The sequence below is a fragment of the Nocardiopsis sp. NPDC006139 genome (genome assembly GCF_040614155.1).
Classification (GTDB): Bacteria; Actinomycetota; Actinomycetes; order Streptosporangiales; family Streptosporangiaceae; genus Nocardiopsis; species Nocardiopsis changdeensis.
Genome location: NZ_JBEXTT010000004.1, coordinates 202,841 through 220,947, shown reverse-complemented (window position 1 = coordinate 220,947; position 18,107 = coordinate 202,841). Strand labels below are relative to the sequence as shown.

Annotated in this window: 12 protein-coding genes; all 12 read left to right on the top strand. The window is 72.9% G+C overall.

Annotation, left to right across the window (positions count from 1 at the left end; genetic code table 11):
* Positions 1 to 131 precede the first annotated feature (131 nt).
* On the top strand, positions 132 to 1,628 hold the full coding sequence (gatB, locus tag ABZ249_RS07115) for an Asp-tRNA(Asn)/Glu-tRNA(Gln) amidotransferase subunit GatB (protein ID WP_355258764.1): 1,497 nt from the start codon (positions 132 to 134) through the stop codon (positions 1,626 to 1,628).
* A 420-nt stretch (positions 1,629 to 2,048) separates the two neighbouring features.
* On the top strand, positions 2,049 to 4,757 hold the full coding sequence (locus ABZ249_RS07110; RefSeq protein ID WP_355258393.1) for an EAL domain-containing protein: 2,709 nt from the start codon (positions 2,049 to 2,051) through the stop codon (positions 4,755 to 4,757).
* 414 nt (positions 4,758 to 5,171) lie between these two features.
* A complete protein-coding gene (locus ABZ249_RS07105) occupies positions 5,172 to 6,932 on the top strand; it encodes an acetolactate synthase large subunit (protein ID WP_355258390.1) in 1,761 nt (586 codons plus the stop codon).
* A gap of 19 nt (positions 6,933 to 6,951) precedes the next feature.
* On the top strand, positions 6,952 to 7,476 hold the full coding sequence (ilvN, locus tag ABZ249_RS07100; RefSeq protein WP_220563144.1) for an acetolactate synthase small subunit: 525 nt from the start codon (positions 6,952 to 6,954) through the stop codon (positions 7,474 to 7,476).
* A 74-nt stretch (positions 7,477 to 7,550) separates the two neighbouring features.
* Positions 7,551 to 8,546, top strand: a complete 996-nt coding sequence (gene ilvC / locus ABZ249_RS07095; RefSeq protein ID WP_220563143.1) for a ketol-acid reductoisomerase — start codon at positions 7,551 to 7,553, stop codon at positions 8,544 to 8,546.
* Positions 8,547 to 8,702: 156 nt separating this feature from the next.
* A complete protein-coding gene (gene serA, locus ABZ249_RS07090; protein WP_355258385.1) occupies positions 8,703 to 10,292 on the top strand; it encodes a phosphoglycerate dehydrogenase in 1,590 nt (529 codons plus the stop codon).
* 310 nt (positions 10,293 to 10,602) lie between these two features.
* The gene (locus ABZ249_RS07085) at positions 10,603 to 10,947 is read left to right on the top strand and encodes a hypothetical protein (RefSeq protein ID WP_355258382.1); all 345 of its coding nucleotides are present in this window, start codon (positions 10,603 to 10,605) and stop codon (positions 10,945 to 10,947) included.
* A complete protein-coding gene (locus tag ABZ249_RS07080; RefSeq protein ID WP_355258380.1) occupies positions 10,944 to 12,923 on the top strand; it encodes a hypothetical protein in 1,980 nt (659 codons plus the stop codon). The genes ABZ249_RS07085 and ABZ249_RS07080 overlap by 4 nt, the downstream gene beginning before the upstream one ends.
* Positions 12,920 to 14,176, top strand: a complete 1,257-nt coding sequence (locus ABZ249_RS07075) for a hypothetical protein (protein ID WP_355258378.1) — start codon at positions 12,920 to 12,922, stop codon at positions 14,174 to 14,176. The genes ABZ249_RS07080 and ABZ249_RS07075 overlap by 4 nt, the downstream gene beginning before the upstream one ends.
* Positions 14,177 to 14,200: 24 nt before the next feature.
* Positions 14,201 to 14,893 carry a glycosyltransferase family A protein gene (locus tag ABZ249_RS07070; protein ID WP_355258375.1) on the top strand — a complete coding sequence of 231 codons (693 nt, stop codon included), beginning with the start codon at positions 14,201 to 14,203 and terminating at the stop codon, positions 14,891 to 14,893.
* 10 nt (positions 14,894 to 14,903) lie between these two features.
* Complete coding sequence (locus ABZ249_RS07065) at positions 14,904 to 16,499, top strand: glycosyltransferase family A protein (protein WP_355258372.1); 1,596 nt, start codon at positions 14,904 to 14,906, stop codon at positions 16,497 to 16,499.
* 11 nt (positions 16,500 to 16,510) lie between these two features.
* On the top strand, positions 16,511 to 18,091 hold the full coding sequence (locus ABZ249_RS07060) for a glycosyltransferase family 2 protein (protein ID WP_355258369.1): 1,581 nt from the start codon (positions 16,511 to 16,513) through the stop codon (positions 18,089 to 18,091).
* The last annotated feature ends 16 nt before the right edge of the window (positions 18,092 to 18,107 follow it).

Below are 18,107 nucleotides of genomic sequence, written 5' to 3'. Positions count from 1 at the left end.
ATCACGTGACATCCGGCGTCGGACGCGTCACCCCCGGGCGCTCGGTAGGCTGACCTGGAAGGTATGTCCTCTACGGAAACGGGTTTGCGGCGATGGCCCACGCGGTGACTCCCACCACCAACGGCGGCCCGGTGGCCTACGAGCAGGCGCTGGCCGAATACGAGCCGGTGCTCGGCCTGGAGACCCACATCGAGCTGGGTACCGCCTCGAAGATGTTCTGCTCCTGCCCGACCGGGTTCGGCGCGGAGCCCAACACCCAGGTGTGCCCGGTCTGCCTGGCGCTGCCCGGCTCCCTGCCGGTGGTCAACGCCAAGGCCGTCGAGGGCGCCGTCCGCCTGGGCCTGGCGCTCAACTGCTCCGTCGCCCCCTGGGGCCGGTTCGCCCGGAAGAACTACTTCTACCCGGACATGCCGAAGAACTACCAGATCTCCCAGTACGACGAGCCGATCTGCGTCGACGGGTACCTGGACGTGACGGTGGACACCCCCGACGGGCCGCGCGAGTTCCGGGTGGAGATCGAGCGCGTCCACATGGAGGAGGACACCGGCAAGACCTCCCACGTGGGCGGGGCCACCGGCCGCATCCACGGCGCCGAGTACTCCATCGTCGACTACAACCGCGCGGGCATCCCGCTGCTGGAGATCGTCACCAAGCCGATCACCGGCACCGGCGAGCTGGCCCCGCTGGTGGCCCGCGCCTACGCCGCCGAGCTGCGCGACCTGGTCCGCTCCCTGGGCATCTCCGACGTCCGCATGGAGGAGGGCTCCATGCGCTGCGACGTCAACGTCTCCATCAACGAGCGCGGCGCCGCCGAGTGGGGCACCCGCAGCGAGACCAAGAACGTCAACTCCCTGCGCTCGGTCGAGCGCGCCGTCCGCTCCGAGATCGAGCGGCAGGCGGGCGTGCTCAAGGCGGGCGGCAAGGTCGTCCAGGAGACCCGCCACTTCCAGGAGCACACCGGCTCCAGCGTCTCCGGCCGCAGCAAGGAGGAGGCGCAGGACTACCGCTACTTCCCGGACCCCGACCTGGTCCCGGTCGCCCCGTCCGCGGAGTGGATCGAGGAGCTGCGCGCCACCCTGCCGGAGCTGCCCGCCGCCAAGCGGGCCCGCATCCGCGCCGAGTGGAACCTCAGCGACACCGAGCTGCGCGACCTGGTCAACGCGGACGCGGTCGAGCTGGTGGAGGCCACCGTCGCCGCCGGGGCGCCCTCGGGCGAGGCCCGCAAGCTGTGGCTGAACGAGCTGTCCCGCCGCGCCACCGAGCAGGAGGTGGAGCTGTCCGCCCTGCCGATCACCCCCGCCCAGGTCGCGCGGATCATCGCCCTGGTCGCCGAGGGCACGCTCACCAACAAGCTGGCCCGCCAGGTCGTCGAGGGCGTGCTCGCCGGTGAGGGCGAGCCCGACGCGGTCGTCGAGGCCCGCGGCCTCAAGGTCGTCAGCGACGACGGCGCGCTGGGCGCCGCCGTCGACGCCGCCATCGCCGCCGACCCCGACGCCGCGGACAAGGTGCGCGGCGGCAAGGTCGCCGCGGCCGGCGCCCTGGTCGGCGCGGTCATGAAGGCGACCCGCGGGCAGGCCGACGCCGGGCGCGCCCGGCAGCTGATCCTGGAGCGGCTCGGCGTCTCCTGACCCCGCGTGTGCCCGGCGCCACGCCGGGAGCGGGACGGTGCCCGTCCCGGATCCCCTAGGGTTCAGGGTGTGCCGCGGTTGCCGGATGACGGGCGCGGCACACCCGGGAGCATTCAGGGGACTCCGGCGTCCGCTACGGCGGTCACGATGGGTGACGACTCCGTCGTCATCTCTCGTCCGGTCCTCAATCGCCATGTGACCTTGGTTGCATAGGGTTGCGACCGCACGGTGGTGCCGCGGTCGACGGCGACCGCCCGCCGCCGGGACGTCCCGGTCCCACGAGATCGCCGGTCCGCGCGCCGCACGTCCGAGCGCGCCCGGAATCGTCACGACGCGAGGTGGGTGCTCCATGTCCGAGGAGAGAGCGTGTCCGCGGCGATCCGCCACGGAGTCCACAGCGCGCCCGCTGGGAGGTCGGTAATGGGAACCCGGGCACGTCGCCTGTCGGTCAGCGGGCTCGTCGCCTTGTTCCTCGTCTACCTCGCGGCGACCCTGGTCCCCGTCGGGGCGGAGGGCACCGTCGCGTCCCTGCTCGGCGAGTGGCCCGCCTCCGCGGCGGCCGGGGCCGCGGGCGCGTCCCTGCTGCTGGCCTCGCGCCGCTGGGCGGCCACCGGCGCCGACCGGGAGGCCCACGCCGACGGCGCGGACGGCCCGGCCGCGCTGCGCAACCTCGGCTTCGCCGCCCTGGCCTGGTGCGCGGGCGGCGTCACCCACGGCATCACCCGGATACTCAGCTCCGGGTCGGTGCTGTCCCTGACCCTGGGCGACCTGTTCGCGCTGGCGGCGCTGCCGCTGTTCGTGGTGGGGTTCACCCGCTTCGCCCCCTGGCCGGGGGGCCTGCGCACCGCGCTGCGGCACATCACCGACAGCTACGTGTGCGCGGCCGCCGTCTTCGCCGTGGTGTGGCTGCTGCTGTTCTCGCCGCTCTACGACGAGCTGGGCGAGGGCTCGGGGGTGCTGGGCTTCGCCCTGGTGTACCCGGTGGCCGACATCGCGGTGCTGTGCCTGCTGATCCCGCTGGTCTTCATGTCGCCGCACAGCACGCGGCGCGCGGTGCTGCTGGCGATCGGCGCGCTCATCGTCATCGCCGCCTCGGACATGATCGGCGCCATCAGCCGCCTGACCGGGCCGCCGGTGCTGGGCGGGCTGGAGCACCCCGTCCGCTTCCTGGGGTTCGCGCTGATGGGGGCGCTGCCGTGGCTGGTGGAGCACCGCCCCGGCGCCCGGCCGCGCAGGATCACCGGGCGGGGCCTGTACCGGTTCGCCCCGGAGCTGGCCGCGGTGGGCGCCGTCGCGGTCTCCGCGGTGGTGCTCACGGTGGCGGGCCTGCGGCTGCCGGGGGTGGCCCCGGTGCTGCCGCTGGCGGCGGGCACCGCCGTGCTCGTGCTGCTGGTGCGCATCCTCGGCATGCTGGAGGAGAACGCGACCCTCACCCGGATGGTGCGCAACCGCGAGGGGCACTTCCACGAGCTGGCCCGCAACAGCGGCGACGTCATCCTGGTGCTGGACCGCGACGGCGGGGTGACCTACGTCAGCCCGGGCACCGCGGAGGCGTTCGGGTACCGGCTGGACGACGTGCTGGCCGCGCCGGTGACGGCGCTCATCCACCCCGAGGACATGGACCGCGTCGAGGCGGTCACCGCCCTGTTCGACGCGCGCGACGGCCAGGGCGTGCACCTGAGGCTGCGCGTACGCGCGGCGGACGGCACCTGGCGGCACACCGAGTCCACGGTGTCCCTGTACGAGCAGCCCGGCGAGCCGGACCGGCTGCTGGTGACCACCCGGGACATCAGCGCGCAGGTGGCGCTCCAGGACGAGGTCGAGCACCTGACCTTCCACGACGGGGTGACCGGGCTGCCCAACCGGGCCTACCTGGAGGAGCGGGCCAGCGACGTGCTGGCGCACCGGGCGATCAGCGACGAGCCCACAGGGGACATCGCGGTGCTCTTCCTGGACCTGGACGGGTTCACGGCGGTCAACGACTCCGCCGGGCACGTGCGCGGCGACCACCTGCTGGCGCAGGCGGCGCGCAGGCTGCGCGGGGAGCTGGAGTCGGGTGCGACGCTGGCGCGCTGGGGCGGCGACGAGTTCGCCGTCCTCATCGAGGGCGTGCCCCGGGCGCAGCGGGTGGTGGACCTGGCCGAGCGGCTGGGCCGGGTGATCGCCTCGGAGCCGTTCCAGGTGGCCGACCGGGAACTGGTGCTGACGGCCAGCCTGGGGGTGGCCTTCGCCGAGCCGGACACCGACAGCGGCGACCTGCTGCGCAACGCCGACGTGGCGCTGACCCGGGCCAAGGAGCGCGGGCCGGGCAACGTCGAGGTGTACGCGGCGCACATGCACGACACGGTGGTGTCCCGGCTGGAGCTCCAGATCCGGCTGCGCCGGGCGCTGGCGGAGGGCGAGTTCTTCCTGGAGTACCAGCCCATCGTGGACCTGGGCACCTCCCAGGTGACGTCGGTGGAGGCGCTGGTGCGCTGGAACCGCGACGGCGAGACCGTGGGCCCGGACGGGTTCCTGGGCGCGGCCGAGGAGTCCGGGCTGATCGTGCCGCTGGGGGAGTGGATCCTGCGGGAGGCGTGCGAGAAGGTCGCGGTGTGGCGGGTGTCGGACTGGGACATCGGCCTGTCGGTCAACCTGTCCGTCAAGCAGGTACTGTCGCCGCGCTTCGTGGAGGCGGTGGAGTCGGCGCTCGCCGAGTCCGGCCTGTCCGCCGAGGTGCTCACCCTGGAGGTGGACGAGGACGTCCTGCTCGACGGCGGCGGCGAGGCGGTGCAGCGCCTGGCGGAGCTGCGGGAGCTGGGCGTGCAGCTGGCCATCGACGACTACGGCATGGGGTACGCCTCGCTGGCGCACCTGCGCCGGCTGAGCGTGGACGCCATCAAGGTCGACCCGTCGTTCATCGCCGACCTGGGCCGCGACGACACGGTCACCCTGCTCACGCACACGATCATCCAGCTCGGCCGGGACCTGGGCGTCCAGGTGGTCGCCGAGGGCATCGAGCGCCCCGAGCAGCTGGAGCAGCTGCGGGCGATGGGCTGTGACCGCGGCCAGGGCTTCCTGGTCGCCCGCCCCATGGCCGCCTCCGGTGTGGAGTCCCTCGTCGGCGGCGAGGCCGGCGCCAACCTGTGAGGGGCCGTACCCGGCGGCCGCGTTAAGGCGGGCTAACGGGTGGACTCCATGGCCCCTGTTACGTGTTCTCCGTTACACGTAACAGGGGCTTTTTCGGTGTTCGTCCTGTTCGGAGGGGTGTCCGCGGGGCGCCGGCGGTCGCATACTGACATTGCCGTCTCAGTATGCGAGACAATATGAAGTTCTGGTTGACGGGCGGACGCCTCTTCGGCCAAGGTTGGGAGCGTGAAGAGCAACTCCCTGATTCTCGTACTTGGTCGGCGCGCAGCCCACTGAGTCACTTCTGCTGCGCGCCACCCCTCGACCGCCATGGGCGGTGGGGGTTTTTTTATTGCCGCACCAGGCCACGACGAGTCAGTCCCACCACGAACCAGAGCCCCCGTGCCGCTCTGGGCCCTCGCTAAGGATCTTGAGATGACCGAGCAGATGACCGGCGCACAATCGCTGATCAGGTCGCTGGAGCAGGTCGGTGTCGACACCGTCTTCGGGATTCCCGGCGGCGCCATCCTTCCCGCCTACGACCCCCTCTACGACTCCGCGAAGGTGCGCCACATCCTCATGCGCCACGAGCAGGGCGCCGGTCACGCAGCCGAGGGTTACGCCTACGCCACCGGCCGGCCCGGGGTCTGCATGGCCACCAGCGGCCCCGGTGCCACCAACCTGGTCACGCCGCTGGCGGACGCCTACATGGACTCGGTGCCCATGGTCGCCATCACCGGGCAGGTCGCCTCCCCGATGATCGGCACGGACGCCTTCCAGGAGGCGGACATCTGCGGCATCACGATGCCGATCACCAAGCACAACTTCCTGGTCAAGGACGTGCGCGACATCCCGCGCACGGTCGCCGAGGCGTTCCACATCGCCTCCAGCGGCCGCCCCGGCCCGGTCCTGGTCGACATCTCCAAGGACGCGCTCCAGGCCGGCGCCGAGTTCGTCTGGCCCGAGCGCCTGGACCTGCCCGGCTACCGCCCGGTCACCAAGCCGCACGGCAAGCAGGTCCGCGAGGCCGCCCGGATGATCCTCGACGCCAAGCGCCCCGTCCTGTACGTCGGCGGCGGCGTCCTGCGCGCCGGCGCCTCGGCCGAGCTGCGCGTCCTGGCCGAGCTGACAGGCGTCCCGGTCGTCACCACGCTGATGGCCCGCGGCGTCTTCCCCGACAGCCACCCCCAGTTCGTCGGCATGCCGGGCATGCACGGCGACGTCGCCGCCGTCGGCGCCCTCCAGAAGGCCGACCTGATCGTCGCCCTGGGGGCCCGGTTCGACGACCGCGTCACCGGCCGGCTGGACAGCTTCGCCCCCGACGCCAAGGTCGTCCACGCCGACATCGACCCGGCCGAGATCTCCAAGAACCGCCACGCCGACGTCCCCATCGTCGGCGACTGCCGCGAGGTGCTCGCCGACCTGGTGGTCGCCGTCCGCGGCGACCAGGAGAAGGGCCGCGCCGGGGACTACGGGGCCTGGTGGCAGCAGCTCGGCCGCCTCCAGGAGACCTACCCCAAGGGCTACGACGCCCCCGACGACGGCACCCTCTCCCCGCAGATGGTCATCGAGCGGCTGGGCAGGGTCGTCGGCCCCGAGGCCACCTATGTGGCGGGCGTCGGCCAGCACCAGATGTGGGCCGCCCAGTTCATCGACTACGAGCGCCCCGGCGCGTTCGTCAACTCCGGCGGCCTGGGCACCATGGGCTTCTCCGTCCCCGCCGCCCTGGGCGCCAAGGTCGGCGACCCGGACCGCACGGTCTGGTCGATCGACGGCGACGGCTGCTTCCAGATGACCAACCAGGAGCTGGCCACCTGCGCCATCGAGGGCATCCCCGTCAAGGTCGCCGTGGTCAACAACGGCAACCTGGGCATGGTCCGGCAGTGGCAGACCCTGTTCTACGAGGGCCGCTACTCCAACACCGACCTGCAGACCTCGCCCCGCGACGAGAAGGTCCGCATTCCGGACTTCGTCAAGCTGTCGGAGGCGTACGGTTGTGTCGGCCTGCGGTGCGAGCGCGCGGAGGACGTCGACGCCACCATCGAGAAGGCCATGGCGATCGACGACGTCCCGGTCGTCATCGACTTCACGGTCAACCACGACGCGATGGTCTGGCCGATGGTCGGGCCCGGCGTCAGCAACGACAACATCCAGTACGCGCGCGACATGGCGCCGAGCTGGGACACCGAGGACTAAGAGGAGCAGGCCGACCACCATGAGCCGTCACACGCTTTCCGTCCTGGTGGAGGACACCCCGGGCATCCTCGCCCGCGCCTCTGCCCTCTTCTCCCGCCGCGGGTTCAACATCGACTCGCTCAGTGTCAGCACCACCGAGTATCCGGGCCTGTCCAGGATGACGATCGTGGTCAACTGCGACCTCCACCCCTTGGAGCAGGTGACCAAACAGCTCAACAAGCTGATCAACGTCGTCAAGATCGTGGAGATGGACACCACCGCGTCGGTCCAGCGCGAGCTGCTGCTCGTGAAGGTCAAGGCCGACGCGTCGAGCCGCACCCATGTGCTTCAGACGGCCGAGCTGTTCCGCGCGCACGTCGTGGACGTCAGCCCGGACGTCGTCGTCATCGAGGCCACCGGCGACCCCGAGAAGCTCGATGCCCTGGTGAAGAACCTGGAGCCGTTCGGCATCCGGGAACTGGTCAAGTCAGGGCTGGTCGCCCTGGGGCGCGGGCCGCGGTCGATCACCGACCGCTCCCTGCGGGCGGTCGAACGCACCGCCTGAGGATCCCGGCGCCCGGACACGGCCGGGTGCCCCCGCGTCCCCCAACGAATGTGAAGAACAAGGAGTAACCCCAAGTGGCAGCACAGATGTACTACGACGACGCCGCGGACCTCGGGCTCATCCAGAGCAAGAAGGTCGCCGTGATCGGTTACGGCAGCCAGGGCCACGCGCACGCGCTGTCGCTGCGGGACTCGGGCGTCGACGTCCGGATCGGCCTGGCCGAGGGCTCCAAGAGCCGCGCCAAGGCGGAGGAGGAGGGCCTGCGCGTCCTCACCCCGGCGGAGGCCACCCGCGAGGCCGACGTCATCATGATCCTGGTCCCGGACCACATCCACCGCGACCTGTACGCCGCGGAGATCGAGCCCAACCTGGAGCCGGGCAACGCCCTCTTCTTCGGCCACGGCTTCAGCATCCGCTACGGGCTCATCACCGCGCCCGAGGGCGTGGACGTCGCCATGGTCGCCCCCAAGGGCCCGGGCCACCTGGTGCGCCGCCAGTTCGAGGCCGGGCGCGGCGTCCCCTGCCTGGTCGCGGTCGAGAAGGACGCCAGCGGCCAGGCCTGGGACCTCGCGCTGTCGTGGGCCAAGGGCATCGGCGGCACCAAGGCCGGCGTCATCAAGACCACGTTCGAGGAGGAGACCGAGACCGACCTGTTCGGTGAGCAGGTCGTGCTCTGCGGCGGCACCGAGGAGCTGGTCAAGGCCGGTTTCGCCACCCTGGTCGAGGCGGGCTACCAGCCGGAGATCGCCTACTTCGAGTGCCTGCACGAGCTGAAGCTCATCGTCGACCTCATGTACGAGGGCGGCATCTCCAAGATGAACTGGTCGGTGTCGGACAACGCCGAGTACGGCGGCTACACCCGCGGTCCGCGCCTCATCACCGAGCAGACCCGCGAGGAGATGCGCAAGATCCTGCGCGAGATCCAGGACGGCTCCTACGCCAAGGAGCTCATGGACGAGTTCGACGCCGGGCAGCCGACGTTCACCAAGCGCCGCGAGGCCGAGCAGAACGAGCAGATCGAGAAGGTGGGCGCCGAGCTGCGCCCGCTGATGAGCTGGCTCAAGGGCTGAGCGGAGTCCTCGTGAGATGGGGGTGGGTGGCTACGACCACCCGCCCCCATCGGGCTTCCCTACCTCCGCAGTAGACTTCCTCCCGGCCGTCCTCACCCGATCGCGGTAGGGCCTGACCTGCGCGAATCGGGACGCACCACCCGAAAAGGAACCCCTGTGTCCAAACCCGCCGTACTCGTAGCGGAAGAACTCTCGCCCGCCGGAATCGCGCTGCTCGAAGAGGACTTCGAGGTCCGCCGCGTCGACGGCGCCGACCGGTCCCGGCTCCTGCCGGCCCTGGCCGACGTGGACGCGCTGATCGTGCGCAGCGCCACCAAGGTGGACGCCGAGGCCCTGGCCGCGGCCCCCCGCCTCCAGGTGGTCGCCCGGGCCGGCGTCGGCCTGGACAACGTGGACGTGGAGGCCGCCACCAAGGCGGGCGTGCTGGTGGTCAACGCCCCGACCTCCAACATCGTCAGCGCCGCCGAGCAGGCCGTGAACCTGCTGCTGGCCAGCGCCCGCAACACCGCCCCCGCGCACAACGCGCTGGTCAACGGCGAGTGGAAGCGGTCCAAGTACACCGGCGTCGAGCTGTACGAGAAGACGATCGGCGTCGTGGGCCTGGGCCGCATCGGCGCCCTGGTCGCCCAGCGCCTGCTGGCCTTCGGGACCCGGGTCATCGCCTACGACCCGTTCGTGCAGCCCGCGCGCGCCGCCCAGATGGGCGTGGAGATGACCACGCTCGACGACCTGCTCGGGCGCGCCGACTTCATCACCATCCACCTGCCCAAGACCAAGGACACCCTCGGCCTGATCGGCGAGGAGGCGCTGCACAAGGTCAAGCCGAACGTGCGGATCATCAACGCCGCGCGCGGCGGGATCCTGGACGAGGACGCGCTGTACCGGGCGATCAAGGACGGCCGGGTCGCGGGCGCGGGCATCGACGTGTTCGCCAAGGAGCCGTGCACGGACAGCCCGCTGTTCGAGTTCGAGAACGTGGTCGTGGCCCCGCACCTGGGCGCCAGCACCCACGAGGCGCAGGAGAAGGCGGGCACCCAGGTGGCCCGCTCGGTCAAGCTCGCGCTGTCCGGCGAGTTCGTGCCCGACGCGGTCAACGTGCAGGGCACCGGCGTGGCCGAGGAGATCAAGCCGGGCCTGCCGCTCACCGAGAAGCTGGGCCGGGTCTTCACCGCCCTGGCCGGCGCGCTGCCCAGCCGCATCGACGTGGAGGTGCGCGGGGAGATCGCCGCCCACGACGTCAAGGTGCTGGAGCTGGCCGCCCTCAAGGGCGTGTTCGCCGACGTGGTCGAGGACACGGTGACGTTCGTCAACGCCCCGCTGCTGGCCAAGGAGCGCGGTGTGGAGGTCGACCTCGTCACCAGCGACGAGAGCGGCGACTGGCGCAACCTCATCGCGGTGCGCGGCGTGCTGGCCGACGGCACCCGGGTGTCGGTGTCGGGCACGCTCACCGGTCCCCGCCAGGTCGAGAAGCTGGTGGAGGTCAACAACTACACCCTGGAGATCGGCCTGGCCGAGCACATGGTGTTCCTGTCCTACGACGACCGCCCCGGCGTGGTCGGCAAGGTGGGCGCCCTGCTGGGCGACGCCGGGGTCAACATCGCCGGCATGCAGGTCATCCGGGACCAGGAGGGCGGCCGCGCGCTCATCGCGCTGACCGTCGACTCCGCGGTGCCGGACGCGGTCCTGGCGTCGATCTCCGCCGAGATCGACGCCGAGGTCACCCGCCAGGTCGACCTGGAGGACTGACCCGGCCGCGCCGAGGGACGAGGAGGGGCCGCACCGTGAGGTGCGGCCCCTTTTCCGATGTTAAACGGCTTTTCTTGGAATTCGCCTTTTCTGTGAAGTCTGGGGTCGGTGAGGGATTTCCTGCCGATCGGCTCCGGGGCTTTCGGTATTCGGTGTCTCTGTTTACTCCTGCTTTCCTTTTTCGGCGGCGCCCTCTGCGGCCGGGGCTCATAAGGTTTCCTGGGACATATGAGTCGAACGGTTTTCCCTGGGGGCGGGGTTGAAGCTTTCGCGTTCTCGAATTCTCTTTCTCGGTGCACTTTCCGCCGGAATGGAGGTGGTGTTCCTGGGGGGCCTGGTCGCCTTCGGCCGCCTCTCCTTCCAGGACGCCGTCCAGCTGCTGGTGTGCACGGCGCTCCTCGGTACGTGCCTCGTCCTGGTCCTGGTGCTCCACCGGGTCAACCGCCAGCTCCGGACGCTCCGGGCCGGATTCGACCGGCAGGTCCGGGAGTTCGCCGAGATCTCCGGGGAGAACCGCGTCGAGCTCGTCGGCCGCGCCGACGACCTGGCCGAGCGCCTGACCCGCCTCGAACTCCGGCTCGCCTCCACGGGGGTGCGGATCACGCTGGACGGCCGCGACGCGGACGCCGCCCAGAGCCTGCGGAACCTCTCATGAGCCCCGCGCGGCGGACCCGGCTCGCCGGGTTCTTAGGACGCGGCCCCGTGCTGGTGTGCCGCTACGGCGGGGAGGGCGAACCGCCCCCGTCCGCGCTGCCCGGGAACGCGGTGTTCCTGGAACTGGAGGAACTGATCCGGGGGGAACGCCCCGCGTTCGACGGGGGACCCGGGTACGGGCAGGCGATGGTGATCGTTCCCGGAGTGCTCCGTCTACGGGCCCTGGTCCCGCACGCGCACCTGATCCCGTCCGTGCCCCGGCTCTCGGTCCTCATCGAGGCCTTCCGCGGGCCGGGCTCGCCCGTGCCGGCGTTCCCCGCGTCCCTTCCCGGCCCCGAACTCCTCGACTTCCGCGGCCGTGTGCTCCCCTGCGGCGGGCGCCTGGTCGAATTCGTCTTCGACAGCCCGGCACCGACGGCCGAGGTGTTGGCCGGGGTGGCCCGCGGCGCGCTCGGCGGCCGGCGCGGGGCGCCTCCCCTCCCCGTCGGCCGCGCGCTGGGCCCCGACGCGGGCTCGTGGCGGCCCGGGGAGCCCTTCCGCGCTCCTGCGGAACCGCTCGACCTCACCCTGCTCACCGGCGCGGGGACCCGCAACGACGACGTCCGGTCCCCGCACCTGGCCAGGCCCTCCGGGGCGGAGCTCTCCTGGGGTTCCGTGGGCCGGGCCGGTACCGACATCGCTCCGCTGCGTTCGCTGACCGTGGGGGATGTGCCTCCGGTGGATGAGCGTGTGGTGAACCCGGTGGGGTTCGTGCGGGGGTGTTCGTCGGTGGTGGGGCGGTTGGTGTGTCGGGAGGGGCGGTGGGTGCTGGTCGCGGGTGGTCGGGAGCGGTGGCGGGTTCCCGATGACGGGTCTGTGACCGATGTGGATGTGGCGGCGGTGCGTGATCTGCGTGCGGTGCGGGTGGAGTGGGGGCGCCATAGCGGTCCGTTGGCGGCGGTGCGTGCGGTGGCGGCGTTGGCGGTGGCGGGTGTTCCGGTGGTGTCGTCGGGTGTGCCTGCGTGGGCGGGGTGTCTGGGCGGGTCGTTGGTGGGGTTGATGGGTTCGGTGTCGGTGGCCGGGCTGGCGGACGCGCAGGTGCGTGAGGAGTTCAGTGTGCGGTTGCGTCGTGCGGCGTTGGGGTCGCACAGTGTGGCCGCGCGGTGGCGGGGGTTGGCGGTGCGGGCGGGGGTGGGGCCGGTTCCGGCGGCTTCGGTGTCGGTGGTGTTGTGCACGCGGCGGCCGGAGATGGTGGGGTTCGCGCTGCGGCAGGTGGGGCGGCAGCGGGGTGTGGATGTGGAGGTGGTGTTGGCGCTGCACGGGTTCGGTGCGGGTGTGCCGGGGGTGCGGGAGGCGGTGGAGGGGTTCCGGGCGTCGGGTGGCCGGCTGGTGGTGTGGGAGGCGCCGGGTGAGTGGGTGTTCGGTGCGGTGTTGAACGGGGCGGTGGCGCGGGCGTCGGGGTCGTTGGTGGCGAAGATGGACGATGACGACTGGTACGGGCCCGATCATCTGTCGGATCTGGTGTGGGCGCGTCGTTATTCGGGTGCGGACCTGGTGGGAACCGCGGCCGAATTCGTGTACCTGGAGCCCCTGGACGTCACGGTCAGGCTGGCCCAGCCGACCGAGTGCGCCTGGCACACCGCGGCGGGGGGCACCCTGTTCACGGACCGCAGGACACTGGAGGAGGCCGGGGGCTTCCCGGAGGTCCGTACCGGCGAGGACACCCGGCTGAACCTGGCCATCGGCAGGATGGGCGGCCGCATCCACCGCGGCCACGGCGGCAACTACGTGCTGCGCCGCAAGGCGTCCGGCCACACCTGGAGGGTGGGGAGCGGCTACTTCCTGAAGCACGGGGGCGAACGCCCCCTCCCCGGATGGCGGCCCAGTTCGCTGCTGGAGGCCGGGCCCGGCGAGGGGCCGCCGGGAGCGCGCCGGGCGGACCCGTGGACCGCGGGGGAGGAGCCCGCCCGCAGGGCGCCCGCGGAGGCGGCCCGGTGAGTGTGACGGAGCTCAACGGCGCGCTGCGCGCCGCTTCCCCGCGCGGGGCCCTGCTGTGCCACATCGGGCAGGGCACTTCGCGCCTCGCCCGCGCCGCCGCCACGGCGGGCGTCCGGCCCACGGACCTCGCGCAAGCCGACGCGGCCCCTCCGCCGGGGGCGGGGGACGGGCCCCTCGACCTCGTCGCCGTGCTGGCCGGGTCGATCACGGACCTGCGCCGCGGCATCCCCGCGACGGCGGGGCTCCCCGAGGCCGCCCGGGTCCTCGTCTGCGTCCGCTCGCCCGCCACCGCCCGGCGCCCGCCGCTGCCGGCCCTGCCGGACGCGGGCCGGTGGACCGGCCTCCTCGACGTGCGGGTCCGCCGGTCGGTCGGCTGGGGGTGGACGGCGGACCTCTTCTTCGAGTCCCCCGTGTCGGTGGCCGAGGTGCTGGCCGGGGTGGCCCGGGGGTTCCTGGGCGGCCGTCGCGGTACCGCCCCGGCGCCCCCCGCGGAGACGGCCGGGCCCGACGCCGGCCTGTGGCGCCCCGGCGAGGTCCCGCTGCGGGCGGCCGGCGGGAGCGAACCCGCCTCGGAGGTCCTCCCGGAGGCCGGGGAGGGGACCGGGGACCGGGGAGCGCCCCCGCGGCGCCCCCTCGCGGAGGGCTCCTGGGAACGGATCGGCTCCCCCGGCGCCGCGGACCTGTGCTCCCCCCTGCCCTCCGTGGGGGATGTGCCTCCGGTGGATGAGCGTGTGGTGAACCCGGTGGGGTTCGTGCGGGGGTGTTCGTCGGTGGTGGGGCGGTTGGTGTGTCGGGAGGGGCGGTGGGTGCTGGTCGCGGGTGGTCGGGAGCGGTGGCGGGTTCCCGATGACGGGTCTGTGACCGATGTGGATGTGGCGGCGGTGCGTGATCTGCGTGCGGTGCGGGTGGAGTGGGGGCGCCATAGCGGTCCGTTGGCGGCGGTGCGTGCGGTGGCGGCGTTGGCGGTGGCGGGTGTTCCGGTGGTGTCGTCGGGTGTGCCTGCGTGGGCGGGGTGTCTGGGCGGGTCGTTGGTGGGGTTGATGGGTTCGGTGTCGGTGGCCGGGCTGGCGGACGCGCAGGTGCGTGAGGAGTTCAGTGTGCGGTTGCGTCGTGCGGCGTTGGGGTCGCACAGTGTGGCCGCGCGGTGGCGGGGGTTGGCGGTGCGGGCGGGGGTGGGGCCGGTTCCGGCGGCTTCGGTGTCGGTGGTGTTGTGCACGCGGCGGCCGGAGATGGTGGGGTTCGCGCTGCGGTAGGTGGGGCGGCAGCGGGGTGTGGATGTGGAGGTGGTGTTGGCGCTGCACGGGTTCGGTGCGGGTGTGCCGGGGGTGCGGGAGGCGGTGGAGGGGTTCCGGGCGTCGGGTGGCCGGCTGGTGGTGTGGGAGGCGCCGGGTGAGTGGGTGTTCGGTGCGGTGTTGAACGGGGCGGTGGCGCGGGCGTCGGGGTCGTTGGTGGCGAAGATGGACGATGACGACTGGTACGGGCCCGATCATCTGTCGGATCTGGTGTGGGCGCGTCGTTATTCGGGTGCGGACCTGGTGGGAACCGCGGCCGAGTACTTCTACCTCGAACCCCTGTCCCTCACCGTCCGGTGGGACACCTTCTCCGAATGCTTCGCCGAGCACGTCTCCGGCGCCTGCCTCCTCACCGACCGGACCCTCCTGGAGGAGGTCGGCGGGTTCCGCCCCCTCCCGGTGAACGAGGACGCCGCGCTCCTGGAGGGGGCCCGGGCCGCCGGGGCCGCCGTCTACCGCGCACACGGCCTGGGGCACGTCATCCGCCGGGCCGGGCGCGGCCACACCTGGCTGGAGCGGATGGGGTTCTTCCTGCGCGACAGGGGAACGCAGTGGCGGGGCTGGCGGCCCAGCGCCCTGCTGGAGAGCGACCCCGGCGACGCGCCCCCCGGAGAGGCAGGGGGCCCCGCCGGGGCACCGGAGCGGGGGACCCCCTCCGGGCAGAGCACGAGCGACTGAGGAGACGGCCGTGACACTCGTCGACCATGCCGGGCAGCAGGTACTCGGCTCCACCGCACCCGCCCCGCCGCCGGTCCTGCGGCACAACGACTACTCGGCGCTGGAGCCGCCCCCGGTGGGGGAGTGGTCTCCGGTGCTGGGTGTGAGTGTGGTGGTCCCGGCGTTCGGGGGGCAGGAGAAGCTGGACCTGACGTTGGCCTCGTTGGCGGCGCAGGGGTATCCGCCGTCGTTGACCGAGGTCGTGGTGGTGGACGACGGGAGTGCTCCGGCTCTGCGGCTGCCGGAGCTGCGCCCGGAGAACACGCGGCTGGTACCGGCCCTGCCCGGCGGCTGGGGGCGTGCCCACGCCGTGCACTCGGGCGCCCTGTCCTGCGGGGGCGAGGTGCTGCTGTTCCTCGACGCGGACATGGTGGTGTTCCGCGACCACCTGGAGGCGCAGATGCGCTGGCACCACCTGGCCGACTACCTCGCGGTCACCGGGAACCTGCGCGTCGTCGAGGACACCGGACACCCGCCCACCCCGCGGGAGGTGTTCGAGGCCGTGGGAAAGGGGGAGGAGGAGCGGCTGGTCGAGGGGCCGGGGCGGGAGATGGAGTGGCTGGCCAAGGCCTACCGTACGACCGGGGACCTGCGGAAGGCCGGCCCCCGGGCGCACCGGTGCTTCATCGGGGCCACGGGCTCGGTCCACCGGGCCTTCTACCACGAGAGCGGGGGCATGGACCCCACCCTCCTGCTGGGCGAGGACACCCATCTGGGGTTCCGCATGCTCCAGAACGGAGCCGTCTTCGTGCCCGAGCGCGCCGCGGGCAGCTGGCACCTGGGCCTCCCCCACATGGAGAGGCGCCGCGCGGAGGCGATGCGCTTCAACCGGACCTTCGTGGGCAACCGCCTCCCCTACATGGCGGACTCCCGGCGCGTCCGGGGGCGGCGGTGGCAGGTCCCCGGGGTCGACGCGGTGGTGGAGGCCGAAGGGCACACGTTCGAGGAGGTCGCGGCCACCGTCGACGCGCTGCTGCGCGGTGACGCGTCGGACCTGAGGATCACCCTGGTCGGCGCCTGGGAGCCCGAGCGGGCGGCCCGGAGCAGACCGGCGGACGGCCCCGGCCAGGACCTGCGCCTGATCCGGGAGCACTACGGCGCGGAGCCCCGGGTCCGCTTCGCCGCCGCGGTGCCCGGCGCAGACCCGGACGTCCCCTTCCGCCTCCTCCTGGCACCCGGTCAGGTCCTCGCCCCCCACGCCGTGGACCGGATGGTCGACCGGATGGAGAAGAGCCGGTGCGGGCTCCTGCGGGCCACCGTCCTCGGGAACGACCTGGGGGGACCCCGGCTCGAACGCACCGCGGCCTTCGCACGGGCGCGCCGGCTGGCCGGGGAGGGCGAGGACCTGGAGGCGATGGTCGACCGCGTTTACGGCGTCCACTGGATGGACGGCGATTCGGAGCTGTTCCAGGAGGCGCCGGAGGCCCCCGCCGACTGGGAGGAGCAGGTCGCGCGGGCCCTGGCGGCGGCCGAGGGGCACCGCGCACGGGCCCGGGCCCTGGAGGGCAGGTTCCGCCGGCTGACCGGGGGCGGGCTCGGGCGGCTGCTGTGGCGGGTCCTGGGATGAGGGGTGACGCTGTGACGGGTGTCCGTTCCGAGGGCCTCCCCGCGGGCGCGGCGTGTGCGCCGCGGCCCGTGGTCCGGCGCAACGACCACACCGTGCTGGGCCCTCCGGCGCTGGGGGAGTGGTCTCCGGTGCTGGGTGTGAGTGTGGTGGTCCCGGCGTTCGGGGGGCAGGAGAAGCTGGACCTGACGTTGGCCTCGTTGGCGGCGCAGGGGTATCCGCCGTCGTTGACCGAGGTCGTGGTGGTGGACGACGGGAGTGCTCCGGCTCTGCGGCTGCCGGAGCTGCGCCCGGAGAACACGCGGCTGGTACCGGCCCCGCCCGGCGGCTGGGGGCCGGGGCACGCGGTCCACTCGGGGGTCCTGGCCTCCGAGGGCGAGGTGGTGCTCCGGCTGGACGCGGACATGGTGGTGTTCCGCGACCACCTGGAGGCGCAGATGCGCTGGCACCACCTGGCCGACTACCTCGCGGTCCTGGGTGACACGGTGTTCGAGGAGGGACCCTTCCACGACCTGACCCCCGAGGGGGTGAGGAGTATGGTCCTCGCCGCCGAGTGGCCGCGCCGCCGGCGGGAGAACGCCGCCCGGCCGGCGTGGATCGCCGAACTGCTGGAGGCCGTCGCGGGGCCGGCGGGTGCGGCGCACCGCGCCTGGGAGGTGTTCACCGGGGCCTCGTTCTCGGTCCGCCGGGCCTTCCTGGAGGAGGCCGGGGGCATCGACCCCGCCCTGAGCCTGGGCGAGGACAGCGAGCTCGGTTACCGCCTGGCCCAGCGGGGGGCCGTCTTCGTCCCCGACCCCGAGGCGGTCGGCCGGCATCTGGGCGTGCCCGCCACGGAGCACGACGGACCGCGGGTCCTGCGGGCCTCGCGGCCCGCCAAGGAGGACCGGATCCCCCTGATGTGGAGCCGCCGACAGGCGGCGTGGCGCTCCTGGCGGGTCCCCTACGCGCAGATCGCGGTGGACACCCGGGGGCAGGGCTACGACGGGGTCGCGGCCGTGGTGGACGGACTCCTGGGCGGTGCGCCCGCGGACATCGAGGTGGTGCTCTCGGGGGAGTGGTCCAAGGCCGGCCCCGGACGGCACGGGATGCTGGACGACCCGGACCTCGACGTGCGCCTGCTGAAGGAGTACTACCGCTGCGAACCGAGGGTCCGCTTCTGCGAGGGGGGATTCGAGCCGCACCCGGACGCGCCCTTCCGGCTGCTGGTGCCGGCGGGTTTCCCGGTGGCGCCCCATGCCCTGGCGGTGATGGCGGGGATCGCCGACAGGGAGCGGGCGGGGCTGGTCCTGACCCGGGGCGGGGGACCGCGGCTGGAGCGGACCTCGGCCTTCGCCCGGGCCCGGCTCCTGGGCGCCTCCCCGGAGGACCCGGACGCCGTCGTGGCCGATGTGTGGGGGACGGCGGAGGCGGACCGGGACGCGGTCGCCGCGACGGGGGAGGCGCCGGAGCCTCCCCCCTCGGACTGGGACAGGCGCCTGAAGAAGGCGCTCCGGAAGGCGGAGCGGGCCGAGGAGGAGGCCGACCGCTGGGAGCGGCGGATCCGTGCGCTCACACGGGGCCGCTGGACCGGGCTGACCCTGTGGGGGACGCGCTGACGACAGGGCAGGGGCG

Excerpts from the sequence above, each read along its gene's own strand:
- ABZ249_RS07080 (WP_355258380.1), top strand. The coding sequence starts at position 10,944 with ATGAGCCCCGCGCGGCGGACCCGGCTCGCCGGGTTCTTAGGACGCGGC.
- ABZ249_RS07105 (WP_355258390.1), top strand. The coding sequence starts at position 5,172 with ATGACCGAGCAGATGACCGGCGCACAATCGCTGATCAGGTCGCTGGAG.
- ilvN (WP_220563144.1), top strand. The coding sequence starts at position 6,952 with ATGAGCCGTCACACGCTTTCCGTCCTGGTGGAGGACACCCCGGGCATC.
- ABZ249_RS07110 (WP_355258393.1), top strand. The coding sequence starts at position 2,049 with ATGGGAACCCGGGCACGTCGCCTGTCGGTCAGCGGGCTCGTCGCCTTG.
- ABZ249_RS07085 (WP_355258382.1), top strand. The coding sequence starts at position 10,603 with ATGGAGGTGGTGTTCCTGGGGGGCCTGGTCGCCTTCGGCCGCCTCTCC.